The organism is Kitasatospora sp. NPDC059827 (assembly GCF_042731675.1).
In the GTDB taxonomy this organism is placed as follows: Bacteria; Actinomycetota; Actinomycetes; order Streptomycetales; family Streptomycetaceae; genus Kitasatospora.
In genome coordinates, this window is the sequence record NZ_JBHWIV010000010.1 from 84722 (window position 1) to 108327 (window position 23606).

Below are 23606 nucleotides of genomic sequence, written 5' to 3' on the forward strand. Positions count from 1 at the left end.
AGAACCGGCGGCACCCACGCCGCCGTGACACCTGGGGGTGGGCACGTGCAGTCGCTCAACGACCACCTGGTGGTCCTTCCGGACTCCCCGGACGGCGCCCGGGTTCATCGCCGACTCGGCGACACGGCACCACGGTCCGTCGCCCACGCGTCCGGACGGCCCTGGCTGGCCGGGTCGTGGTCGCCGGAGGACCTGGTGGTGTCCGAGGCCGGCCCCGTCCGGGTCGCGGTCCACGGGCTGAGCCCGGTCGGGCAGGACCGCCTCGACGCCCTCACCCGCACGGTGCGCGAACTGTCCGACCTGGACGCGCTCGCCCGCAGCCTCCCCGGCAACACCCATGTGATCGCCTCGGCCCACGGCTGGGTGCGCTTCCAGGGCACCGTGACCGGCACCAGGGCGGTGTACACCGCCCTCGTGGACGGCGTGCCGATCGCCGCGGACCGGGCCGACGTGCTGGCCGGGCTCACCGGCGCCGAACCGGACGAGGACCTGATCGCCGCGAGCGTGACGTACGGCATGCTCTTCGCCCCGCTGGGCGAACGCAGTTGGTGGCGCGGCGTCCGGCAGGTCGCCCCCGACTCCTGCCTGCTGCTGCCCACCGCCGGCCCCGCCCGGGACGTCCGCTGGTGGCAGCCCCCGGAGCCCGACCTCCCGCTGGACCCCGGGGCCGCCGGGGTGCGCGAGCGGCTGCGCGAGGCGGTCGCCCTGCGCCGGCCCGACGGGCGGCTGTCGGCCGACCTCTCCGGCGGCATGGACTCCACCTCGCTGTGCTTCCTCGCCGCCGAACACCACCCCGACCTGCTGACCTTCTGCTGGACCGGCGGCAGCGCCATCAACGACGACCCGGTGTACGCCGCCCACGCCGCCCGCCTGCTGCCGGGCGCCCAGCACCTGAGCGTGCCGGACACCGACGCCCCGCCGGTGTTCTCCCCGCCGTACTGGGCGGTCGACACCGAGGCCCCGCGCGCCGCGACCCGCGGCATGAACGCCATCCGGTACGGGATCCGCCACCTCGTCGACCACGGCGCCACCCGGCACCTGGCCGGCCACGGAGCCGACGAACTGTTCACCGGCGGGGCCGCCTACCTGCGCACGCTCTTCCGCCACCGGCCGGTGACCGCCTGGCGCCAGCTCAGCGCCCACCGCGCCCTGAACAGCTGGCCGTTGCTGCCCAGCCTCGCCGGACTGCTGCGCGGCGGAGACCTCGACACCTGGTGGCGGCAGTGCGCCGACGACCTGGCCCGTACCGCCCCGCCGTCCCGGGGGCCCGCCCTCGGCTGGGGGGAGCGGCTCCCGGCCACGCCCTGGGCCACCGGCGACGCGGTGCGCACCACCCAACGGGTCTTCCACGAGGTCGCCGACCGGATCGTCCCGCTGGCCCGGGACCGGGGACAGCACGAGGCCCTCACCGCCCTGCGCAGCGCCGGCCCGGTGCTGCGCCTGGTCTGCCGCGAGTACACCGCCTCCGGGCTCCCGCTGGAACTCCCGTACCTGGACGACCGGGTGGTCGAGGCCGTGCTGGCCGTCCGGCCCCACGAGCGGTACAGCCCCTGGCAGTTCAAGCCCGTGCTGGCGACCGCGATGCGCGGGCTGGTGCCCGGGACGATCCTCGACCGGACCACCAAGGGCGACTGCGAGGAGCCCGTCGACCGCGCCCTCCAGGAACACGTCCCCGACCTGCTGGACCTGTTCGAGGACTCCCGGCTGGCGCACCTGGGCCTGATCGACCCGGACCGGCTCCGGACCACCCTGATCACGCCCCCGCGCACCGAGGATGTCTGGTCCGCCCAACTGGAGGCCACCATCGGCGCCGAGCTGTGGCTGCGGGAGATCGCCGCCCGGCCCGGCGCGTTCGCTTCCCGGCCCGGCGCGTTCGCTACCCGCCCCGGCGCGCCCGCCGCCTCGACCGAGCGGACCCTCAGCGGCACCGGCCGCCCCGGCCGCGCACCCCACCCCGAGGAGAATCCGTGACCAGCCCGCCCTACGCCCTCCGGGCCCGCACCCGGCTGCCCCTGCACCGGCGCCTGCTGCCGCTGGCCGCCGTGGCCGTCGCCCGGCCGCTGTCCACGCTGCGGCCCGACCGCCTCCAGGCCGTCCTCGGCGTGCTCAGCACCGGCGCCCGCCCGGGCACGGCCGCCCAGGCCTCCGAGGCCCGGGCCGCCGTCGTCGCCGTCAGTCTGCGCTGCGCGGTGCACAACTGCCTCCAACGGTCGATCGCCACCGCCCTGCTCTGCCGGTTCAGGGGCGCCTGGCCCACCTGGCAGGCCGGCGTGCGCACCACGCCCTTCGCCGCCCACGCCTGGGTCGAGGCGGAGGGCCGGGTCATCGACGAGCCCTACCCCGACGGCTACTTCCGGCCGCTGGTCACCGTCGCCCCCAAGCAGCCGGCGCGCACGGCCTGACGGCCCGACCCGCCCGCCGCCCCGGCCCGCACCGGCCCCGACCCGCCCGCCACCCCGACGCATCCGGAGAAGGCCCCGACCATGACGCTCCGCCTGACCGACCACACCGTGTCCACCGACACCGACGACGGCGCCGTGCTGCTCAGCCGGCGCACCGGGCACTACTGGCAGCTCAACCAGACCGGCGCCTACGCGCTCCATCGGCTGCTGGACGGCAGCACCCTGGACCAGGTCGCCGAGGAGTTCGCCGACCACTTCGACATCGCGCCGACCCAGGCGCGCCAGGACCTGACCGCCATGACCGAACGGCTGCGCACCTCCGGCCTCGTCGAGACCGGCTGACCGAGGGCCCGAGGCCCCAGGAAGGGAGACGTGCGTACGATGCTCCGCCAGCTGTGGACCCTCACCAGGGGCCGGCGGCGCGCCCTGGGCGCCGCCCTGCTGCTCACCCTGACCGCCGCCGGCGTCGGCGTCGCGCAGCCGCTGGCCGCCAAGGGCGTGGTCGACGCCGTCACCTCGCACCGACCGCTGCTGCTCCCGTCCGCCGTCCTCGTCCTGCTGCTGCTCACCCAGGCACTGATCGGGGCCTGCGCCACCTTCCTGCTGGAACGCACCGGCGAGCGCTTCGTGCTGGGCCTGCGCACCGGTCTGACCGCGCACCTGCTGCGGGTCCGGATGGACGCCTTCGACCGGCAGCGGGTCGGCGACCTGATGGCGCGCGCCTCGACGGACGTGGTCGTGCTGCGCGAGGCGCTGACCCACGTCTCGGTCCAGATCGCCACCAACCTGTGCGTCGCGCTGGGCAGCGTCGTCGCCATGTTCGTGCTGGACCCGCTGCTGATGCTGCTCATCCTGGGGGTGCTGCTCGGCTGCGGCCTGGTGATCAACCGGCTGTCGGCCGAGATCGGCCGCACCTCCACGGCGCTGCAGACCGCGGTGGGCGCGATCTCCGCCGGACTGGAGCGCGCCCTGTCCGCGCTGCGCACCGTCCGGGCCAACCGCGCCGAGCAACGGGAGATCGACCACCTCGACGCTCTGGCGCACCGCGCCTACGACGCCGCGGTGCGCAGCGCCCGGCTCACCGCCGTGGTCGCCCCCACCGCCCAACTCGCCATCAACGCCGCCTTCATCCTGGTGCTGCTGTTCGGCACGGCCCGGGTCGACCAGGGCGCCCTGTCGCTCGGCGCCCTGGTGGCGATGCTGCTCTACGCCTCCCAACTCACCGGCCCCGTCACCGAACTGATGGAGGGCATCGCCTCGGTGAACCGTGCCAAGGGGTCCGTGGAACGCGTCCAGGAGGTGTACGCGCTCCCCGTCGAGGAGGACACCCCGGCCCTGCCCGGCCGTGCCGCCCCGCCGCGCCCCGCCGGCCGGGGACCGGCGCCCGCGCTGGAACTGCGCGACCTGCGGTTCGGCTACAGCCCGGACGCCCCCGTCCTCCAAGGGCTCTCCCTCACCGTGCCGCAGCACGCGCTGGTCGCCCTGGTGGGACCGTCGGGGGCCGGAAAGTCGACCACCTTCGCCCTGATCAACCGCTTCTACGAACCCTGGAGCGGCAGCCTGCGGATCGACGGGCAGCCCGCCGCCGACCTCGGCCTCGCCCAGTGGCGCTCCCACCTCGGCTGGGTCGAACAGGACTGCCCGATCCTGCACGGAACCCTGCGCGACAACCTCCGCTACGCCGCGCCGGACGCCACCGACGAGCGGCTCCGGCAGGTCCTCGACCTGGTCAATCTCACCGGGAAGGTGAACCGCCTGCCGGACGGGCTCGACAGCGAGGTCGGCGAACGCGGCGTACGCCTCTCCAGCGGCGAACGGCAACGCGTCGCCATCGCCCGCGCCCTCCTCGCCCGCCCCCGGCTGCTGCTGATGGACGAACCCACCGCGCACCTCGACCCGGCCAACGAGGCCGCCCTGACGCTCAACCTGCACGCCCTCCGGGAGGAGTGCGCCATCCTCGTCATCGCCCACCGGATGTCCACCATCGAGGCGGCCGACACCGTCGTCATGCTCTCCGACGGCACCGCCACCGCCACCGGCACCTACCCCGAACTCTTCCACGGCCACCCGGACTTCCGGCAGCTCGCGGGCCACCACCGGGCGGGCTGACCGATCATCACCGGGTGGGGGGTTGTCAACCGGCCCGCCCCCGAACGCGTGTCACAGTCCCGTCCCTGTCATGTCCTGGTGATTGTGACGCCGGAGGTGCCACCGAATCCGGTGGGCCGACGTCTTGTGGAGTGTTCCAAGCAGTCAGCACACACCGTCATCGGGGAGCCACCATGTCCGTCCGCCACCGTCGTCCGCTGCTCGTCGCCACCGTTCTCGCCGGCGCGGGGCTGGCGCTGACCGCCTGCGGGCCCGACAACACCGACACGGCCACCGGGCCGGCGCCCGCCGCGAGCAACACGGTGGCCGCGAAGCCGACGGCGGGCGGTCCGGGCACGGCGGGCGCGCCCACCACGGGCACGGGTGCGCGGCCCACCACGCACGCGCCGTCCGGCGGCAGCACCAAGTCCGGCTCCGGGGGCGCGGCCGGTGGCCCGTGCGACGTCCAGAACCTCTCGATCCACCTGTCGGCCCGCTCCGGCGCGCCCAGCCAGCGGGTGATCGAGGTGCAGAACAAGGGCGGCAACGCGTGCACCCTGAGCGCCACGCCGGGTGTGGACCTGGGCAACTCCGCGACGCGCGACCAGAGCAAGAACCTCAAGCCGATCCTCGCCGCCGGGACCATGCGGTACACCGTCGCGGCGGGCAAGACCGCCTACGTGGTGCTCGACCTCGACCCGAGCGGTGCCACCGCCGGGACCACTCCCGGCATCAACGAGGTCAACGTGCTGGCCGACGACGAGGACGGCAACATGCCGCTGGCGAGCATCCAGAACTTCCCGCTCGGGGCCGACGCCAAGGTCCTGAACCCCTCGATGGGCATGTACCGGGCCACCCTGGCCGAGGCCGTCGCCTCCGTGGCCTCCGCTCCCAACTAAGCCTTCCCCGTGGGTTCGTGGGCGAGTGCGGCCCGGCGGCAGCTGCCGCCGGGCCGCACGGCCGTCCGGTTCGCGCTCAGCGGGCGAGCAGCTCCAACGCACGGTGGGCCACCGTGCGCTCAGCCTCGCGCCGGCCGCGCGGGCTCAGCCGGGCGAGCAGGTCGTGGTCGACGGCGCCACGGTGGATCCAGATCCCGGCGAGCGACTCGGCGCACAGGTCCACCAGGGTCTCGTCCGGCTGGGCCGGATCAGCGGCGATCCCGGCCAGCGCCGCGACCACCGGGTCGGATGGGAAGTCCTCCAACTGCGAGGCCGCGTCGTACCGTTCGTTCGTCCTGACACCGGCGGCCGTGCCGAGCAGGATGCCGATGAGCAGGGCCTCCTGCTCGCCGGGCAGGTAGTCGCGCCGGGCCACCGGTCGCTCCGCGGGCTCTTGGCGGGGTTTCCGCCGGCCCGACGAAAAGGTCTTCAACGGATTTCTCCCCCGGTGCGTCTCGCCGCGCTTCTCGGCACCGACCCTACCGCCGTCAAGATCACCGGCGAGCTCACCCCCCGGCGCGCGCTGCCGTCCCGGGCGCGGCGCTCAGCCGCGGCCGGGCTCTGACCGCCGGGCCGGTGGCCGTCCGGCCCGGCGAACCGCTCGGATCACCGGGCCTGGGCGTGTCGGGTGGGCGGACGGGGTACCGGAAGTGCATGGCAGTCTTCCGAAAGCCGGGGCGCTTCAAGCGGCCGGACCGTTCCGGTCCGGTGCGTCCCGAGCCCGTTCCCCGGGGGGAATCCGGTCCGGAGGGGGGTCTGGCCGAGGGCCTCGCCGAGCTGGTGGAGGGGGCCGAGCAGCCCACCGGGGCCTGGCAGGTCGCCGAGTACCACGCGGAGCGCGGGCGCGGGCGGGCGCTGGTGGCGGGCGTGGCGGGGCGGCTGGGCAGCGGGGGGCGGGCGGCGGCCCGGGGCGCGGCGCTCGGCGGCAAGGCGCTGACCGAGCAGCTGGTGCGTACGGCGCCGCGGATCCCGGTCCGCGACCTCGCGACCCTGCGCTCCCAGCACCCGGACGCGGCCGACCCCGAGCGGCTGGCCGACCTGCTGGTGGCCGGTGCCACCCGGGCCTCCGCCGCCCTCGGCGCGGGCGTCGGGGCGGCGGCCATGCTGCCGGTGCCGCCCGCGATGCCGCTGGAGATCGCGGCCGAGACGCTGGCGGTGGCGGCCGTGGAGGTGAAGCTGATCGCCGAGCTGCACGAGGTCTACGGCGTCCCGGCGCAGGGCAGTGCCACCCAGCGGGCCGGGGCCTACCTGGGGGCCTGGGCGAACCGCCGGGGGATCGACGCGATGCTGCTGACCCGCCCGGCGGGCTTCGCGGCGCTGGCCCTGGGCGCGGAGGTGCGTCAGCAGGTGCGGCGCCGGCTCACCCGGAGCTGGATGCGACGGTTGCCGTCCGTGACCCCGCTGCTGCTCGGCGCGGGCATCGGCGCGACGGTGAACCGGCGGGACACCCGGCGGCTGGCCGGGCAGGTCCGTGACGACCTGCGGTCGCGTCCGCCGACGGACCGCGGGTACTGGGCGGCGGCCGGGCCGACGGTCGAGGGCGAGGTCGTGCCCTGACCCCCTGGGCCCTGACCGTCGTTCCGTAAGCCCCTGGACCCAGTCAGTCGAGGAGGCCGAGTCGCGGTCCGCCGCGCTCGTGCAGCCGGCGGAGGAAGCCGAGCACCCCGGCGGAGCCGCCGGCCCAGGTGGCGCTCGGCCGGGCGAGGCCGGTGTCCGGGAACACCGGACGGGACGGCGGGCCGCCGCTGCGGCTCAGGACGATCGCCGCGACGGTGTCGGCGGCATCCCAGAACTCCTCGGCTCCGGTACCGCCACCCGGGCCGGGGCCTGGGCCGGTGCCTGTGCCGGACGCGACGGCGACGTCCACCAGCAGCTCGCCGACCCCGGCCAGCCCGCAGCACTGGGTGACCAGCGGCATCCGGGGCGCGAGCGCGGCGCAGGTGCGGGCGGTCTGCCGGGCGAGGTCCAGGTACCCGGGCTCGGCCAGCCGGTCGGCGGCCCGGACCAGCACCGATCCGACCCCGGCCAGGCCGCGGCACCAGGAGCCGTAGCGGCGGGTCGCCCCCGGCGCGGTGGCCCTGGCGATCAGCGCCGGGATGTCGGCGGCGAGTCGGGCGCAGGCCTGCTCGGCCCGCTGCCGGTCGGCCGGATCGCCGCCGGTGCTCCCGTACTCCAGCAGGAAGTAGGCGACGCCCGCCGTGCCGTGCGCCAGGCCCTCGCGCAGTGCGGCACTGCCCGGGGTGTCCGCCCCGGCGGGTGAGAGGCGGGCCCGGCCGGTGGCCAGCAGCCGGGCGCACTCGGCGGCGACGGCGAGGTGCCGGTCCCGCCCGGCGGGGTGGCACCGGGCGAGCAGCAGCCGGCCGACGCCGATCCCGGCGACGCCCTCGATCAGGTCGGCCTCGGGCGGTCCGCCGTCCGGACCGCGGGTGGGCAGGTCCCCGTCTCCGTACGTGGGCGGGTCCTCGCCTCCGTCGGCGGGCAACCCGGCGCGGGTGAGGAACAGCTCGACCCCGGTGCGGCCCGAGTAGAACCCCGGGGACAGCCGCCGGGACTGCCCCGCCGTCCACTCGGCCAGCGCCGCCACGGCCTCCGGCACCCCGGGCCGGTGGAGGTGGTGGAGGAGCTCCAGGCCGAGTCCCGCGCTGCCGCCGTAGACGTCGATCGGCGTCGGGACGGCGGCCCGGGCGGCGAGTACCGGGTCGGCGATCCGGTGCGCCTCGGCGACGCAGTACGCGGTGGTGTGCTCGACGACCTCGTGGAGCCGGTCGGCGTCGAGCCGGTCCCGGCGCGGTCCTGGTGGGGGTGGTGTCCGGACGGCCTTGCCACCGCGGAGCCGGTCCGCGCCGGCGGTGCGGACGGCCGGGTCGGGGCTGGTCAACTCGGCGATCAGGGAGCGGAGTTGACGGTGCTGCCGGTCGGGAAGTGCCCAGGCCAGCCCGGCCAGGGTGCGCTCCCGGTTGACGGCGGCGTCGCCGTCGACGATCACCGGGTCCAGCCCGGTGGCGGCGAAGCCGAGGGTCGCGCCCAGGGCGTGGAAGTCGTCGGCGGGCCGCGCGGGTCGTCCGGACGGGCGCCGCACGGGCTCGCTGTAGCCGGGCGTCGAGCCGTCCGGGCCGGTGCCGTTCAGCGCGCTGATCCCGAAGTCGACCAGGTGGCAGCGGCCTTCGGCGTCCAGTGCGACGTTGTCGGGCTTGAGGTCGCGGACGACCACGCCCCGGCGGTGGATGCCGTCCAGCAGGTGCAGCAGTCGGCGGGCGAGTTCGGCGAGCCGGGCGGCCTCGTACGGGCCGTGCTCCTGGACGTCCCGGCGCAGGTCCCGGTCGCCGCAGCTGGTCATCACCAGGTACGCGTCCGAGCGGTGCCGGAAGGTGTCGAGGGCCCGGGGTACGCCGGGGAGGCCGTCGAGGGCGGTGAGTACGGCGTGCTCGTTGCGCAGCCGGTCGCGGGCGTCGGCGCCGGACTCGTCCTCGGCGACGAAGGCCCTGGCCTGCTTGACGACCACGGGCCGCCCGGTGGTCAGGTCCACCGCCCGGTAGACGTTGCCCTGGGGTTTGCGGGCGATGCCGCCGGTGATCCGGTAGCGGTCGCCGCCGAGTGCGGGGGAGTCCCGGGGCGGCACCGCCTCGTGCGGGAACGGGTCCTCGGCCCAGGGCGGGCACCGGTAGGAGCCGGCCGCGAGCCCGTCGAAGGCCCGGCCGTCGGGGCCGACCATGACGGACTCCAGGCGGCCGCCGCGCCCGGTGCGGTAGTCGCCGGTGAAGGGCCCGTACCGGTAGTAGACGGGTGCGTCGGGGTCGACCCGCCGGTCGCTCACGACCTGCGGCCCCTCCTGGCCGCGCAGCGCCGCGACCAGTTCCCCGGCCAGTGCGACGGCGGTGCCCGGCGCCGGGTAGACGGTGAGCGCCTTGCCGACCGAAGCGGCGCTCCGCGCACCGGAGTTGAGCTCCCGCAGCACCTCGGGGTCGCGCGCCCACTTGGCGTGGCAGACGTGCCGGGCCAGCACCGGCAGGGCGAGGGCGAGGACGGTGTCGAGCCCGCCGGGGCGGGCCGAGACGTGCAGCTTCCAACCGTGTTCCACCGCCGGCATCCGCGGGTCGTTCCGGTACGACCAGGTCTCGTCGGACCGGTCGCCGCGTCCGGCGGTGGAACCGGTCACCGTCAGGAGTTGAAGTCGCAGGCGAAGCGGGTGGTGGCGGTCACCCACGGGTCGGCGAGACACGCCGTGGCCTCGCGGTCGCCGCGGTCGTCGTCCTCGAACGCGATGGTCTCGTCATCGACCAGCAGCGGGCCCGCGTCGCGGATTTCCTCGATCATGGTTCCGGGCATGGGAAACCTCCAGATCTTGTCGTGCCTCCGGTGATGGTGCGGGCCGCGGCCCCTGCGGCTGACCGAGCGGGCCGGGATCCCGAAGCACGAAGGTAGGGAGGAACGTTCCGCCTGACAAGGGGTCAGGACTCATCAACTCCACTTCCCGGACACATTCGTGGAGGAACCGTAAACACCGCCCTCAGGGCTCAGGAGCTGACGCCGACCGCGTGCCGGAAGCTCGTCGGGTCGGTGACCAGGTCCAGCATGGCCCGGGCGACGTCGGCGCGCGGCACGGTGGCGCCGGCGGGTCCGGACTCGACGGCGTGCCGGTAGCGGCCCCGGCCCGGGCGGTCGGTCAGTCGCGGCGGCCGGACGGCGGTCCAGTCCAGGTCGCTCGCGCGCAGCACGCCTTCCATCGCCTCCAGGTCGGTGTACACGTCCCGGAGCACCGCCCAGAGCAGCGGGCCGAAGGCCTTCGCGGCGAGGAGCGGCTGCCCGGCCCCGGAGCGGTTGAGCGGGGCGGCGCTGACCACCAGGAGGCGGCGCACCCCGGTGGCCGCCATGGCGGCGGCGGCCGCGCGGGCGGAGGTCGAGGCGGGTTTGAGCGGATCGCGCCGGCCGGCCTGGCCGATGCCGGAGAGGACGGCGTCGGCGCCCGCGACCACCGGCTCCAGCGAGGCGGCGTCGAGGGCGTCGGCCTTGACCACGGTCAGCCGGTCGTGCCGGAGGGGAAGTCGGGCCGGGTCGCGGACGGCGGCCGTGACCAGGTGTCCGTCGGCGAGGGCGAGGGTGACCAGCTGGCGGCCGATGCCGCCGGTGGCGCCCAGGACGGTGAGTTTCATGGCCCCTCCCGTGGGGTGGGTGAGTGCTCACTTCTGCTGTCCTCTTCATGGTGGGTGAGTGCTCACCCACCTGTCAAGGTAGGCTGGCGCCCATGACGAACGAGGGGAACCGCGAGGACGACCGGCCGCTCACCGGCGGGGCGCTGACCAGGGCCCGGGTGCTGGACGCCGCCGCCCGGCTTATCGGCACGGTCGGACTGGTCCGCGCCACCACGAAGCAGATCGCGCGGGAGGCCGGCTGCTCGGAGGCGGCGCTGTACAAGCACTTCCGGGACAAGGAGGACATCTTCGTCCGCGTCCTGCGCGAACGCGCCCCGCGCCTGGCCGCCGCCGTCGCCGAACTCCCCGACCGGGCCGGTCAGGGCTCGGTGTGCGAGCACCTGGAGGCGGTCGTGCTGATCGCCGTGCCGTTCTACCGGCAGTCCTTCCCGATGGCCGGCGGCCTGCTCGCCAGCCCCGAGCTGCTCGCCGCCCACCGCCGCAAGCTCGACGACGCCGGCCCGCACCACGTCAGCTCCCACCTGGCCGAGTACCTGCGCGCCGAACAGCGGCTCGGCCGGATCGCCGCCGACGTCGACCCGCACGCCGCCGCGATGCTGCTGATCGGCGCCTGCTTCCACCGGGCCTTCCTGGAGGTCTTCTACGCCGGGGAGGCACCGGCCGAGGCGCTGGTGCCCGCGGATCCGGAGGAGTTCGCGACGGCGACGGTCCGGGCCCTGGTCGGCGGTATCGGGGCCCCGGAGGCCTGAGGCATTCAGCCGAGGCCGTCGCGCGGGGTAACCGTTGCGATGCCTAGCGTGACCTTCTGGGGGGATCCGAGACTTCCGCGGGCCCGGCCCGCGCCCCCAGGAGGCAGTACCCATGAGAGTTCGTTCGAGCGCGCTGCTGAGCACCGCCGTGAGCGTCGTCCTGACCGTCGGCCTGACCGCTGCCGCGGCGACCCCGGCCGGGGCCGCCGAGCCGGGGCCGTTCCTCGACCGGCTGAACACCGTGTCCCTCGTCGCGTCCACCGTCCCGGAAAACGGGGACGTGAACCCGTACGGCACGTTCGCGATCCGGGAGAGCGTCGGCGACCTGCACCGGGGCAACGTCCTGGTCAGCAACTTCAACAACTCGGCGAACCCGCCGGCCGGCTTGCAGGGCACCGGCACCACGCTGGTCCAGGTCGCGCCGGACGGCACCCTGAGCACCTTCGCCACGATCGACCCGAACAACCTGCCGGGCCCGTGCCCCGGCGGGGTCGGCCTCACCACGGCGCTGACCGTGCTGCCCGGCGGCTGGGTGGTGGTCGGCAGCCTCCCCACCACGGACGGCACGTCCGCCACCGCCCAGGCCGGCTGCCTGCTGGTGCTCGACAAGCACGGGACGGTCCGGGAGACCATCGCCGGGGACGGCATCAACGGCCCGTGGGACATGACCGCCGTCAGCACCGGCGGGCGGAGCGAGCTGTTCGTCACCAACGTGCTCAACGGGACGGTCGCCGGCGGCGGCGCGGAGGTCGACCAGGGCACCGTCCTGCGGATCACCCTGTGCGCCGAGGGCGACCGGCCGCCGGTGCGCACGGCCACCACGGTGGTCGGCTCCGGGTTCCCGGAGCGGACGGACCCGGCGGCCCTGGTGGTCGGCCCGACCGGGGTCGGCCTCCACGACGGCACGCTCTACGTCGCCGACACGGTGCTCAGCCGGATCACCGCCATCCCGAACGCGCTCACCCGCAAGGACAGCGCCGGCATCGGTCGGGTCCTCACCTCGGGCGGCAACCTCAACGCCCCGCTGGGAATGGCGATCACGCCGCGGGGTGACATCCTCACCGTCAACGGCGGGGACGGCAACATCGTCGAGACCGACCGGGCCGGGCGCCAGGTGGCAACCAAGCAGATCAACAACGAGGGCACCCCGCCCGGCGCGGGCGCGCTCTTCGGCCTGGCGCTGGACCTCGACCGCGACGCGGTCTACTTCGTCAACGACGCGGACAACGTCCTCGACGTCCTGCACTGACGGCGGGCGCCCTCGGGTCGGAGCCCGTCCGGCCCGAGGCGGAGCGGTCCGGTGGACGTCGGCCTCAGGAGAGCTTCGCTCCGGGGGCGAAGGCGGGCAGCTTCTCGAGACTGCTGCGCACGGCCTCGGCGCCGTACGCGAACATCTGCCGCTCGTAGTCGTCGACCGCGCCGAGCAGGTCGCGGCGGCCCTCGTCGGCCTCGACCAGGCAGCGGCGCAGCAGGTCGGCATCGCGCAGCGCGGTGTTCGCGCCGTTGCCGCCGGTCGGGGAGGTGGCGTGGATCGCGTCGCCGAGCAGCGTGACCGGGCCGCAGGCCCAGCGCTCACCGGGCTTGACGACCCGGATGGACAGCAGCGTGCTGTTGTCCGGGTCGGCCTGCTCGATCAGCGCGCGCAGCTGAGGGTGCCAGCCTTCCATCCTGGACAGCACGGCGTCCTGTGCGGTCAGGTCCTCCAGCGACCCGTTCGGCGGCAGGATCATGGCCCAGCGCACGTAGTCGCCGATGTCGGGCAGCGTGACCTCGGGGGCCAGGCGCTCGGCGGCCTGCTTCGGCGGGGTGCGAAAGCGCATCGCGCCGAGCAGCAGGCTGACGCCGTCGCCCGTGATCTTCGAGCCGTAGGCCTTGGACAGGTCGGCGAACTCGTCGGTCAGCGGGGTGCGGCCGATGACGAACCGGACGCCGGTGTCGGTCGGGGTGGTCTGCGGCGAGAGCACCCCGCGGACCGCGGAGGTGACGCCGTCCGCGCCGACGAGCAGGTCGGCGGTGGCCGGGTCGCGGCGGGCGAACCGGGCTCGGGCCTGGCCGTCGGCCAGCACCTCGTAGCCGGTCAGCGCGGCATCGGTGTGCACGGTGAGGCCGGTCAGCAACAGCTGTCGCAGCACCTGCCGGTCGACCACGATGCCGGTCCGGCCCGCGCCGAGCCTGCCGATCTCGTTCAACTGCTGGTCCAGGATCAGCTGTTCGGCGGAGGCGTCCATGACGATCTCGTCCAGCAGCGGGTGCCAGCGCGTCGGCAGGCAGTCGCGCACCGCCTGGAATCCGACCGGGGTGAGCACGAGCCGGTAGCCCTGGAACCGTGCGGCGATCCCCGGGTCGCGCTCGAACACCTCGGCCTCGATTCCGGCACCGCGCAGACCCTGCGCGAGGGCCAGACCTCCGAGGCCGGCTCCGATGACGGAAACGCGCATCACACACCTCCAGGAGAGTGGGACGAACTTTGTTCGTCCTGACGATCTAAGTTCTACGCAACGAACATTGATCGTGTCAAGGTACAGTGGCCGACATGCCCGCCGATCCCCGCCAGCGCCGCGCAGCCCGCCACGCCCAACCCGCGACGGAGGCCGCCGCGCCGGCGCCACGCAAGAAGCCGATCACCGTCGAACGGATCACCGACGCCGCCCTGGAGGTCGTCGCCGCCGAGGGGTACGAAGCGCTGACCATCCGCCGGGTCGCCGCCGTGCTCGGCACCGGTCCGTCGTCGCTGTACGCGCACATCGTCAACAAGGACGACATCGACGATCTGCTGATCGGCCGGCTCTACGCCGAAGTCGTGCTCCCGGAACCGGACCCGGCCGCCTGGCGCGATCAACTGCTCGGGGTGTACACGCAGATCCGCGACCTGTACCTGGAGTACCCCGGAGTCTCGCGCGCCGCGCTGGCCACGGTGTCCACCAACCTGGAGACGCTGCGGGTCGGTGAAGGAATCCTGGCGATCCTGCTCGCCGGCGGCATCGAGCCGAGGGCGGCCGGATGGGCCCGTGACGCGATGTCCCTCTACGTCAGCGCCTACGCGCTGGAGCAGTCGCTGGTCCGGCGCCGGCGCGGGCACCCGGATCAGGAATGGGTGCTCAGCCAGGAGGAGTTGTTGGACCGCTTCACCGCACTGCCCGCCGAGCGGTTCCCGCAGACCCGACGCCACGCCGCGGAACTGATCTCCGGCACCGGATCCGACCGCTTCGAGTTCGCCCTCGGCCAGCTCATGAACAACCTGCGGCCCGCGACCGGTTGACCTGCGGCGTGGGGTGGGCACGCCGCCTTCACCCGCACACCCGTGATCCCGGCGCGACACGATCGACAGACAACGGAGTACCGGGTGAGTCAAGCCACCACCACGTCAACCGACAGCGCTCCCGGGCGAGTCGGCGACGTACGCCCGTCCTGGCCGGTACGGCGCGGGCTGCTGCCGGAGTCCGGTCCCCGGCGGAAGCTGGCCCTGGCCGGCTTCGTCAACCAGCTCGGCACCGCGGCCTTCCTGGCGACCGTGCCGCTGTACGCCCATCAGGTGATCCAGCTGTCCGTCGGCCAGGTCGGACTCGCTCTCGGTCTCGCGGGGGTGGTCGGTCTGGTCGCCGGGATCCCGGTGGGGCATCTGGCCGACCGCCGCGGCCCGCGGGGCATCTTCGTGGTCACTCTGCTGATCCAGGCGCTGTCCATGCTGTCGCTGCTGTTCGCCCACTCGTTCCTGGCGTTCACGCTGGCCGTGGCCGTGACGGACCTCGCCGGTGCGTCCGGTGGTGCGGCCCGTGGCCCGTTGATCCGCCGCTTCGGCGGTGACGAGGTGCCGAGGTTCCGCTCCTACCTGCGATCGGTGGCCATGCTCGCCGGCACCTTCGGCGCGATGGCGGCCGGTGCGGTGGTGCAGATCGACAGCGACCTCGCCTACCGCGTCCTCATCCTCGGCAACGCGCTGACGTTCATCGGCAGTGCCGCCGTCCTGGTCGGGCTGCCCGAGCTCGACCCCCTGGCGTCCCCGCGCGAGGAAGGCCGGTGGATCGCGCTCAAGGACAAGCCGTACCTGGCGTTCGTCGTGCTCGACGGCATCCTGTGGATCCAGAGCGAGGTGCTGTCGTTCGCGCTGCCGCTGTGGGTGGTCCTGCACACGGATGCACCGCGGTGGTTCGTCGGTCCGGCGATCGGCGTCAACACCGTGATGGTGGTGTTGCTGCAGATCCGGACCGGTCGCGGGGTCAGGGGCGGCACGGTCGCCGGCCGGGCCGTCCGCCGCGCCGGGCTGGCGTTCATGGTCGGCATGGCGGTCATCGCAACGGCCTCCGGAGTACCCGGCTGGGCCGCCGTGGCCGTGATGACGGTGGGCGTCGCCGTTCACACGGTGGGCTCGCTCTGGCATGCGGCCGGGTCGCTGGAACTGCGGTTCCGGCTGGCTCCCGCACACGCCCAGGGCCAGTACTCCGGAGTGTTCGGCATGGGCATGGGCCTGTGCTACACCGTCGCACCGAGCCTGCTGGGCCTGCTCTGCGTGACCTGGGGGGCGCCCGGCTGGCTCGTGATGGGCGGCGTGTTCGTCGCGGCCGGCCTCGCCATGCCCCAGGTGGTCCGGTGGGCGGGCCGCAGCCGGGAGTTGGCGGACACCGCCGCCTGAGCCGCCCCCGGGGGCTGGGTCACCCTGACGGTTCGTCGGAGTGGCGGGCGGGCGGGCCGTCAGGGGCCGGGGGCGAGGTAGCGGCGGCCCGGTATCTGTTCGAAGATCAGGTTGGTGCGGGTCTGGGCCACCGCGGGGTGGGTGGTGAGGTGGTCGACGACGAAGTCGCGCAGCGACTCGGGGCCCGCGACGCCGACGTGCAGCAGGTAGTCGTCCGAGCCGGCCATGTGGAAGACGGCGAGGACGCCGGGCAGGTCGGGGGCGGTGCTGCGGAAGCTCTCGTTCTGCTCCCGGGTGTGGGCGCGCAGCCGCACCGAGATCATCGCCTGGAGCGGCAGGCCGATCGCGGCCGGGTCGAGTTCGGCGCGGAAGCCGCGGATGATGCCGCGCTCCTGGAGGGCGCGGACCCGGGCCAGGCAGGTGGAGGGGGCGATGCCGACGGCGGCCGCGAGGGCGTTGTTCGGGAGGCGGGCGTTGTCGGCCAGGGCGCGGACGATCGCCCGGTCGACGTCGTCGAGGGGTGACCGCCTGACCTGCGGATTGTTCGGCATGCCTGCCAGGATCCCAGCCCGTTCCGCAGATTCGCAAACCTGATCGACCCGGAACCGAATGTTCTTCGGAAGGGCTTCCCCTGGGCGCCCGAAAGTTCCATCCTTACCGACGGTCCTCCCCGGCACCCAGGGTGACGGTGGCGACCTCCCGCCGTCGTCCCCGCACCTCCGGAGCGCCCCGCCCATGAGCCCGACCGCCTTCCCCTCCGCCGCGACCGCCGTCGACCCCGGTCCGGAGCTGGACGGCGGCGACTTCGCCCTCCCCGAGGGCGGCCTGGACGAGGCCGGGCGGCTGCGCGCGCTCGACGCCGTGGACGAGTACCTGACCCGCAAGCGCAAGCACCTGGTCGGCTACCAGGCCACCCAGGACATGCAGGGCACCGCGCTGGACCTCGCCCGGTTCCTGCCGAACAACATCAACAACCTCGGGGACCCGTTCCAGAGCGGCGGCTACAAGCCCAACACCAAGGTCGTCGAGCGGGCCGTGCTCGACTACTACGCCAAGCTCTGGCACGCCGAGCGCCCGCACGACCCGGCCGACCCGGAGTCCTACTGGGGCTACATGCTGTCCATGGGCTCCACCGAGGGCAACATGTACGCCCTGTGGAACGCCCGGGACTACCTGAGCGGCAAGGCGCTGATCCAGCCGCCGACCGAGCCCCTGGACGCCGTGCGCTACGTCAAGGCCGACCCCGACCGGCGGAACCCGAACGCCCACCACCCGGTGGCGTTCTACTCCGAGGACACCCACTACTCCTTCGCCAAGGCCGTCGCCGTGCTGGGGGTGGAGACCTTCCACGCCGTCGGCCTGGAGAAGTACCCGGACGAGTGCCCGCTGGTCGACCCGGTGACCGGCCGCCGCGACTGGCCCACCGAGGTGCCGTCCCGCCCGGGCCCGTCCGGCCTGTCCTGGGACGGCACCGGGGAGATAGACGTCGACGCCCTCGCCGTCCTGGTCGAGTTCTTCGCCGCCAAGGGCCACCCGGTCTTCGTCAACCTCAACCTCGGCAGCACCTTCAAGGGCGCCCACGACGACGTCCGCGCGGTCTGCGAGCGCCTGCTGCCGATCTTCGAGCGGTACGGGCTGGTCCGCCGCGAGGTCGTCTACGGCAGCTGCGCGCAGACCGGCCGCCCGCTGGTCGACGTGCGCCGCGGCTTCTGGATCCACGTGGACGGCGCACTCGGCGCCGGCTACGCGCCGTTCCTGCGGCTGGCCGCCCAGGACCCGGAGGCGTACGGCTGGACGCCCGAGGCGGAGTTGCCCGAGTTCGACTTCGGGCTGCGGCTGCCCACCGCCGGGCACGGCGAGGTCGACATGGTGTCCTCGATCGCGATGAGCGGCCACAAGTGGGCCGGCGCGCCCTGGCCGTGCGGCATCTACATGACCAAGGTGAAGTACCAGATCTCGCCGCCGTCCCAGCCCGACTACATCGGCGCGCCGGACACCACCTTCGCCGGCTCCCGCAACGGGTTCTCCCCGCTGATCCTCTGGGACCACCTGTCCCGGTACTCCTACCGCGACCAGGTCGGCCGGATCCGCGAGGCCCAGGAGCTCGCCGCCTACCTGGAGCGGCGCCTGACCGCGATGGAGCGGGAGCTCGGCGTCGAGCTCTGGCCGGCCCGCACCCCGGGCGCGGTCACCGTGCGGTTCCGCAAGCCGAGTCCGGAGCTGGTGGCCAAGTGGTCGCTGTCCTCCCAGGACGTGGTGATGGTCCCGGGCGACGAGACCACCCGGCGCAGCTACGTGCACGTCTTCGTGATGCCCTCGGTGGACCGGGCCAAGCTGGACGCCCTGCTCGCCGAGCTCGCCGAGGACCCGGTGGTCCTGGGCGCCTCCTGACGGCGGGTGGTCGCTGAGGGCCCGTCGTCAGAGGTTGGTCAGCCGGTCGCCCTTGGCGTCCTGGAGCACGTGGTCGACGCAGACCGCGAGGACGACCAGCAGCAGGGCGTCCTGCTGCTCCAGGACGTCGACGGCGTAGGCGTCGCGGATGGTGAACCAGCGCCGGGAGACGTGCGCCAGGGTGGTCCCCTCGTGCTGGATGTCGAACTCGCGGTCCCACAGGTTGCCGTTGATCCGCAGCCGGCGGCCGTCGCCGAGGCGGACCTTGAAGCGGTCGCCGAAGAGCGTGAACATCTTCTTGCTGATCTTGGCGGTCAGCTCGCCGTTCTGCTTGATCAGCAGGGTGTGGTGGATGGTGAAGGCCTTGCGGACGATGCTCGCGACGTGCTCGCCGCGGGTGTCCTCCAGGGCGAAGGTGCGGCGCAGCCGGAAGAACTTCCGGTTCACCCGGTAGAGCTTCTCCCGGTGCTCGGTCTCTATCCAGGCCTCTTCGTGGAAGGCGAACATGCGGTCGCGGACCAGGTAGCGCACTGTGGGTCCCCCCGTGGTGGTGCCGCCGGCCCCCGTGGCGCGGCGCGGCCCAGAGCGTAGCGCCTGGTCAGCGCGGGGGAGGGGCGGGGGGTGGAGGCTTTACCGGTCCGCTACCGGGCTGCGACGATCCGCCGACACCGCGGTGACCCGGCGGTGACACCGGGCCGTGCGCCGGGCGGTGGCGGATGGGTGCGGCGGGCGTGTGGCGGGCATCGTGCGCCGGGCGGTGGCGACGGGGTCAGGCGATGCCCTGCCCGTCGATGTCCGCCCCCCACTGGTCCTCGCCGACGGCGCCCACGCAGTAGCCCCCGCCCTGTACGGTGCCGCCGGCGTCCTGGCACTGCTCGGCGGTGACGTCGGCGGGGAGCACGGCGGCGGTGGCGGGCGCCGCGCCCGCGAGGGCGAGCGCGGCGGCGAGGAGCGGGACGGCGACGAGCGGGGCGGCCAGGCGGGCCGGGGATGAAGTGAACATGTGCCTCACGAGAGCACGTGCCGGGGGTGACGGCCAGTCAGGTGCGCCCGTTCGCGGGCCCCGGCCCCGTCAGTGCGGCTGCGCCGGCTCCGGGGGCCAGCAGTCCGGGTTGAGGACGCCGAGGCCGTAGGCGCGGGCGACCAGGGCCGTGCGGTTGGGGAGCTGCCAGCGGCGGGCGAGGCGGGTGAGGTGGTAGTTGACGCCGTCCGCGGTGAGGCCGATCTCCTTGGCGATCCGGGCGGTGGTGGCGCCCCGGGCGGCGGCGGCCAGGATGCGGGCCTCGATCGGGCTGGCCTCCGGGTGCGGGGGCGGCGCCGGGAGCGCCGGGCGGGCGGCCGGTTCGGTCAGGGCGCGGAGCGAGAGCAGCATGTTCGGGGTCTGCTCCGGGGTGTCGCTGACCAGGTCGACCGTCATCTCGCCCTGCCGCTCGGTGCCGCCGGCGGGCGTCCAGGACACCCCGACGGAGTACTGCGAGCGGCGGTGCAGCCGGATCGCCTCGGCGAGGGTCTGCAGCGAGGTGTCGTCCCGCAGGGTGAAGTACTCCAGGATCCGGCGGTTGCGCAACTGCCCGGGCAGCCCGCCGAACTCGGCGGCCATCGCGCGGTTGACGATCATGATCCGGCCGCCCCACTCGCAGACCGCGATGGGCACCGGGTTGTGGTCCAGCAGGCGCAGCGCCCGGTTGCGCCAGACCACCGCGGCGTCCAGGCGGGTGCCCGGCGCGGGACCGCACCCGTCGGTCGGTCGGATCATCGTTTCTCCTCCCCGCGGCCGCCGCCCACGCCAGATCTGACAGGCCGTGGGCAAGTCTCGTGCAGCCGTCGGCACTACACAATCATGTAGTGATCGCGGTCCGGGGCTCCTGACGAGGGCGGAGAGTGGAGATACCGAGAACTTTCCTGCCGTGGGAGGGACCTACCGATGACCGACACCACGACCGAGGCCGTGCCGGCGACACCGACAGCCGAGGCCATGCCCGCCTTCCGGGCCGACGCCTACGCCCACACCGACGCCAACGCCGGTGCTGATGACGGTGCTGACGCCGGCGCCCCGGGCGTCCCGTTGGTGGACATCTCCGACCTGCCGCCGGTCAGCGTCCCCGTGCTGCGCACCATGGAACTCGCCAGAACCCACGGTTCCGCGTTCCTCCAGCGCCTGCACGGCCGGGAGATCCTGGTCGTCAGCAGCCTGGAGCTGGTGGAGGAACTGGCCGACGAGGAGCGCTTCACCAAGGCCGTCGGCCCGGCGCTGGAGAACGTCCGGGAGTTCACCGGGGACGGCCTGTTCACCGCCTACAACGACGAGCCGAACTGGGCCAGGGCGCACGACATCCTGATGCCCGCCTTCGCCCTGGGCTCGATGCGCACCTACCACCCGGTGATGCTGGAGGTGGCCCGCCGGGTGATCGGGGCCTGGGACCGCCGCGCGGCCGCCGGGCTGACCGTGGACGTGCCCGGCGACATGACCCGGATGACCCTGGACACCATCGGACTGGCCGGGTTCGGCTTCGACTTCGGCTCCTTCGAGCGGGACGAGCCCCACCCGTTCGTGGAGGCGATGGTGCGCTGCCTGGAGTGGGCGATGACCAAGCTCACCCGGGACCCGGATCTCGACCACCGCGAGCGCGACGCCGCGTTCCGGCGGGACGCCGACTACCTGGCCGGCGTGGTGGACGAGGTGATCGCCGCCCGGGCCGGGAGCGGCGTCGAGGCCGGTCCGGCGCAGGACCTGCTCGGTCTGATGCTCGGGGCCGTCCACCCCGCCGACGGCACCAAGCTGGACATGGAGAACATCCGCAACCAGGTGATCACCTTCCTGATCGCCGGGCACGAGACCACCTCGGGCGCGCTCTCCTTCGCGCTGCACTACCTGGCCAAGCACCCGTCCGAACTCCGGCTGGTCCAGGAGGAGGTGGACGCGCTCTGGGGCGACCTGGCCGACCCGGAGCCCTCGTACGAGGACGTCGGCCGACTGCGGTACACCCGGCAGGTGCTCAACGAGGCGCTCCGACTGTGGCCCACGGCACCCCAGTTCAGCCGGGAGGCGCGCGCGGAGACCCTGCTCGGCGGGCGGATCCCGGTCCGCCCGGGGACGCCGATCTTCGTGCTGACCCCGATGCTGCACCGCGACCCGGCCTGGGGCGACAACCCGGAGCTGTTCGACCCCTCCCGCTTCGACCCGGAGCACGAGGCGGCCCGCTCGCCGCACGCCTTCAAGCCCTTCGGTACCGGCGAACGCGCCTGCATCGGGCGGCAGTTCGCGCTGCACGAGGCGACCATGCTGTTGGGTATGCTGGTCCACCGCTACCGGCTGATCGACCACGCCGACTACCGGCTGACCCTCAAGCAGACGCTCACCATCAAGCCCGACGGCTTCACCCTCGCCCTCGCCCCGCGCACCCCCGTGCCGCTCGTCGGTGCCGCCGCTACTGCGCAGGCAGCCAGGCCGGTCGGCTCCGCGCCCACGGCGGAACGCGCCGCGCGGGTCCGCCAGGGCACCGGCCTGCTGTTCCTGCACGGCTCCAACTACGGTGCCAGTCGCGAGTTCAGCCGCCAACTCGCCGACACGGCGGCCGAACTCGGCTGCGACACCGCGGTCGCGCCGCTCGACGCCTACGCCGACGGGCTGCCCACCGACCGGCCGGTGGTGATCACCGCCGCCTCCTACAACGGCCAACCCACTGACGACGCCGCCGAGTTCGTCCGTCGACTGGGCGAGGCCCCGGACGGCGCGGCCGAGGGCGTCGAGTACGCGGTGCTCGGCATCGGCGACCGGACCTACGCCGCCACCTACCAGCGCGTCCCCACCCTGATCGACGAGCGCCTCGGTGCCCTCGGCGGCACCCGGCTGCTCACCCGCGCCGAGGCCGACGCCTCCGGTGACCTGGCCGGGACGGTGGGGGAGTTCACCGAGGCACTCGTCGAGCTGCTGCTGGCCCGCCACGGCGACGCCGGGGCGGTGGCCCCGCCCCGGGAGGAGGCCGGGTTCACCGTGACCGAGCTGGTCGGCGGCCCGCTGCACGCGCTCGCCACCCGGCACGGCATGAGCGAGCTGACCGTCACAGCCGTCGACAGCCTGACCGACCCCGGCTACCACCGGGTCAAGCGCCTGGTCCGGCTCGCCCTGCCGGACGGCACCGACTACCGGACCGCCGACCACCTGACCGTGCTCCCGGCCAACGACCCCGCCCTGGTCGAACGTGCTGCCGCGCTGTTCGGCGCCGAGCTCGACACCGTGCTCGGGATCGTCGCCCACCGGCGCACCGGCCCCGCCGTCGACCGCCCGCTGACCGTCCGGGAGCTGCTTACCCACCACGTCGAGCTCCAGGACCGCCCCACCGCCGAACAGCGCGCGGTGCTGGCCGGGCTCAACCCCTGCCCGCCCGAGCAGGCCGCGCTGCGGGCGCTGCCCGCGGACGACCCGCGCACGCTGCTCGACCTGGTCGAGGACCACCCGGCCCTGCGGGAGGCGCTGAGCTGGCCGGTGCTGCTGGACCTGCTGCCGCCGATCCGGCCGCGGCACTACTCGATCTCCTCCTCGCCGTCGCTCGACGGGGACGAGGTCGACCTGATGGTCTCGGTGCTCGACGCGCCCGCCCGCTCGGGCCGGGGCACCTTCCGGGGCACCGGATCCGGCCACCTCGCCCGGCTGGCCGTCGGCGACACCGTGCTGGCCCGGGTCCGGCCCTGCCGGGAGGCGTTCCGGATCGGCCACCGCACCCCCGTGGTCATGATCGCGGCCGGCACCGGCCTGGCGCCCTTCCGCGGCGCCGTCGCCGACCGTCGCGCGCTGCTCGGGACGGGGGCCGAACTGGCCCCGGCGCTGCTGTACTTCGGCTGCGACGCCCCGGACGCCGACTACCTGCACCGGGCCGAGCTGGAGGAGGCCGAGCGGGCCGGCGCCGTCTCGATGCGGCCCGCGTTCAGCGAGCGGCCGCAGGACGGGCGGCGCTTCGTCCAGGACCGCGTCGCGGCCGAGGCGTCGGAGGTCTGGGAGCTGCTCGCCGCCGGGGCCGAGGTGTACGTGTGCGGCGACGGCGCGCGGATGGCGCCCGGCGTGCGGGAGGCCTTCCGGGCGCTCTACCGGGAGCGCACGCCGGGGGCGGACGAGCGGCAGGCGCAGGACTGGCTGCAGGGCCTGGTCGAGGCGGGCCGCTACGTCGAGGACGTGTACGCGGGCTGAGGGCCCGTTCGGCGCGGGACGGCCGTCCGGCCGCTGCTCGGAACCGAGCGGCGGCCGGGCGGCCGGTGCGTCG

Annotated in this window: 21 protein-coding genes; 12 read left to right on the plus strand and 9 right to left on the minus strand. The window is 74.3% G+C overall.

What is annotated here, in order from left to right:
• Nucleotides 1-45 precede the first annotated feature (45 nt).
• The 5 genes from ACFV8H_RS09080 (at nucleotide 46) to ACFV8H_RS09100 (ending at nucleotide 5389) form a co-directional block, all read left to right on the plus strand.
• Entirely contained in the window at nucleotides 46-1971 is a 1926-nt protein-coding gene (locus ACFV8H_RS09080) for an asparagine synthase-related protein (RefSeq protein ID WP_380397779.1), read from the plus strand.
• Nucleotides 1968-2402 carry a lasso peptide biosynthesis B2 protein gene (locus tag ACFV8H_RS09085; protein WP_380397781.1) on the plus strand — a complete coding sequence of 145 codons (435 nt, stop codon included), beginning with the start codon at nucleotides 1968-1970 and terminating at the stop codon, nucleotides 2400-2402. The genes ACFV8H_RS09080 and ACFV8H_RS09085 overlap by 4 nt, the downstream gene beginning before the upstream one ends.
• 81 nt (nucleotides 2403-2483) lie before the next feature.
• On the plus strand, nucleotides 2484-2744 hold the full coding sequence (locus tag ACFV8H_RS09090; protein WP_380397783.1) for a lasso peptide biosynthesis PqqD family chaperone: 261 nt from the start codon (nucleotides 2484-2486) through the stop codon (nucleotides 2742-2744).
• 39 nt (nucleotides 2745-2783) lie between these two features.
• Nucleotides 2784-4511, plus strand: a complete 1728-nt coding sequence (locus tag ACFV8H_RS09095; RefSeq protein ID WP_380397917.1) for an ABC transporter ATP-binding protein — start codon at nucleotides 2784-2786, stop codon at nucleotides 4509-4511.
• A 173-nt stretch (nucleotides 4512-4684) separates the two neighbouring features.
• Entirely contained in the window at nucleotides 4685-5389 is a 705-nt protein-coding gene (locus ACFV8H_RS09100; RefSeq protein WP_380397785.1) for a DUF4232 domain-containing protein, read from the plus strand.
• 76 nt (nucleotides 5390-5465) lie between these two features.
• On the opposite strand, the gene ACFV8H_RS09105 is transcribed toward ACFV8H_RS09100, so the two are convergent.
• A complete protein-coding gene (locus tag ACFV8H_RS09105; protein ID WP_380397787.1) occupies nucleotides 5466-5804 on the minus strand; it encodes a hypothetical protein in 339 nt (112 codons plus the stop codon).
• Between the two features lie 278 nt (nucleotides 5805-6082).
• Here ACFV8H_RS09105 and ACFV8H_RS09110 point away from each other — a divergent pair, with 278 nt between their 5' ends.
• Entirely contained in the window at nucleotides 6083-6985 is a 903-nt protein-coding gene (locus tag ACFV8H_RS09110) for a hypothetical protein (RefSeq protein WP_380397789.1), read from the plus strand.
• Between the two features lie 43 nt (nucleotides 6986-7028).
• Here ACFV8H_RS09110 and lanL read toward each other — a convergent pair whose 3' ends face one another.
• The 3 genes from lanL to ACFV8H_RS09125 form a co-directional block, all read right to left on the minus strand.
• Complete coding sequence (gene lanL, locus ACFV8H_RS09115) at nucleotides 7029-9584, minus strand: class IV lanthionine synthetase LanL (protein WP_380397791.1); 2556 nt, start codon at nucleotides 9582-9584, stop codon at nucleotides 7029-7031.
• Nucleotides 9585-9586: 2 nt separating this feature from the next.
• Complete coding sequence (locus ACFV8H_RS09120) at nucleotides 9587-9754, minus strand: SflA family class IV lanthipeptide (RefSeq protein WP_380397793.1); 168 nt, start codon at nucleotides 9752-9754, stop codon at nucleotides 9587-9589.
• A gap of 188 nt (nucleotides 9755-9942) precedes the next feature.
• Entirely contained in the window at nucleotides 9943-10578 is a 636-nt protein-coding gene (locus tag ACFV8H_RS09125; protein WP_380397795.1) for an NAD(P)-dependent oxidoreductase, read from the minus strand.
• A 92-nt stretch (nucleotides 10579-10670) separates the two neighbouring features.
• On the opposite strand from ACFV8H_RS09125, the gene ACFV8H_RS09130 reads away from it, so the two are divergent.
• Both ACFV8H_RS09130 and ACFV8H_RS09135 read left to right on the plus strand, forming a co-directional pair.
• The gene (locus ACFV8H_RS09130) at nucleotides 10671-11327 is read left to right on the plus strand and encodes a TetR/AcrR family transcriptional regulator (RefSeq protein ID WP_380397797.1); all 657 of its coding nucleotides are present in this window, start codon (nucleotides 10671-10673) and stop codon (nucleotides 11325-11327) included.
• A 112-nt stretch (nucleotides 11328-11439) separates the two neighbouring features.
• Complete coding sequence (locus ACFV8H_RS09135; RefSeq protein WP_380397799.1) at nucleotides 11440-12576, plus strand: hypothetical protein; 1137 nt, start codon at nucleotides 11440-11442, stop codon at nucleotides 12574-12576.
• Between the two features lie 64 nt (nucleotides 12577-12640).
• On the opposite strand, the gene ACFV8H_RS09140 is transcribed toward ACFV8H_RS09135, so the two are convergent.
• Nucleotides 12641-13765, minus strand: a complete 1125-nt coding sequence (locus ACFV8H_RS09140; protein ID WP_380397801.1) for an FAD-dependent oxidoreductase — start codon at nucleotides 13763-13765, stop codon at nucleotides 12641-12643.
• Nucleotides 13766-13860: 95 nt separating this feature from the next.
• Here ACFV8H_RS09140 and ACFV8H_RS09145 point away from each other — a divergent pair, with 95 nt between their 5' ends.
• Both ACFV8H_RS09145 and ACFV8H_RS09150 read left to right on the plus strand, forming a co-directional pair.
• Nucleotides 13861-14586: a TetR/AcrR family transcriptional regulator gene (locus ACFV8H_RS09145; RefSeq protein ID WP_380397803.1), complete on the plus strand. Its 726-nt coding sequence runs from the start codon at nucleotides 13861-13863 to the stop codon at nucleotides 14584-14586.
• 84 nt (nucleotides 14587-14670) lie between these two features.
• The gene (locus ACFV8H_RS09150; protein ID WP_380397805.1) at nucleotides 14671-15957 is read left to right on the plus strand and encodes an MFS transporter; all 1287 of its coding nucleotides are present in this window, start codon (nucleotides 14671-14673) and stop codon (nucleotides 15955-15957) included.
• A gap of 59 nt (nucleotides 15958-16016) precedes the next feature.
• Here the strand turns inward: ACFV8H_RS09150 and ACFV8H_RS09155 are convergent, their stop codons facing one another.
• Entirely contained in the window at nucleotides 16017-16508 is a 492-nt protein-coding gene (locus tag ACFV8H_RS09155; RefSeq protein ID WP_380397807.1) for an Lrp/AsnC family transcriptional regulator, read from the minus strand.
• Between the two features lie 184 nt (nucleotides 16509-16692).
• Between ACFV8H_RS09155 and ACFV8H_RS09160 the strand changes: the two genes are divergently transcribed.
• Nucleotides 16693-18348: a histidine decarboxylase gene (locus ACFV8H_RS09160; RefSeq protein WP_380397809.1), complete on the plus strand. Its 1656-nt coding sequence runs from the start codon at nucleotides 16693-16695 to the stop codon at nucleotides 18346-18348.
• Between the two features lie 27 nt (nucleotides 18349-18375).
• On the opposite strand, the gene ACFV8H_RS09165 is transcribed toward ACFV8H_RS09160, so the two are convergent.
• The 3 genes from ACFV8H_RS09165 to ACFV8H_RS09175 all read right to left on the minus strand — a co-directional run bounded on the left by ACFV8H_RS09165 (nucleotide 18376) and on the right by ACFV8H_RS09175 (nucleotide 20104).
• On the minus strand, nucleotides 18376-18879 hold the full coding sequence (locus ACFV8H_RS09165) for an LURP-one-related/scramblase family protein (RefSeq protein WP_380397811.1): 504 nt from the start codon (nucleotides 18877-18879) through the stop codon (nucleotides 18376-18378).
• Nucleotides 18880-19117: 238 nt separating this feature from the next.
• Nucleotides 19118-19351 carry a hypothetical protein gene (locus tag ACFV8H_RS09170; protein ID WP_380397813.1) on the minus strand — a complete coding sequence of 78 codons (234 nt, stop codon included), beginning with the start codon at nucleotides 19349-19351 and terminating at the stop codon, nucleotides 19118-19120.
• A 69-nt stretch (nucleotides 19352-19420) separates the two neighbouring features.
• Nucleotides 19421-20104: a LuxR C-terminal-related transcriptional regulator gene (locus ACFV8H_RS09175; RefSeq protein WP_380397815.1), complete on the minus strand. Its 684-nt coding sequence runs from the start codon at nucleotides 20102-20104 to the stop codon at nucleotides 19421-19423.
• A gap of 168 nt (nucleotides 20105-20272) precedes the next feature.
• On the opposite strand from ACFV8H_RS09175, the gene ACFV8H_RS09180 reads away from it, so the two are divergent.
• On the plus strand, nucleotides 20273-23533 hold the full coding sequence (locus tag ACFV8H_RS09180; RefSeq protein WP_380397817.1) for a bifunctional cytochrome P450/NADPH--P450 reductase: 3261 nt from the start codon (nucleotides 20273-20275) through the stop codon (nucleotides 23531-23533).
• Nucleotides 23534-23606: the final 73 nt, after the last annotated feature.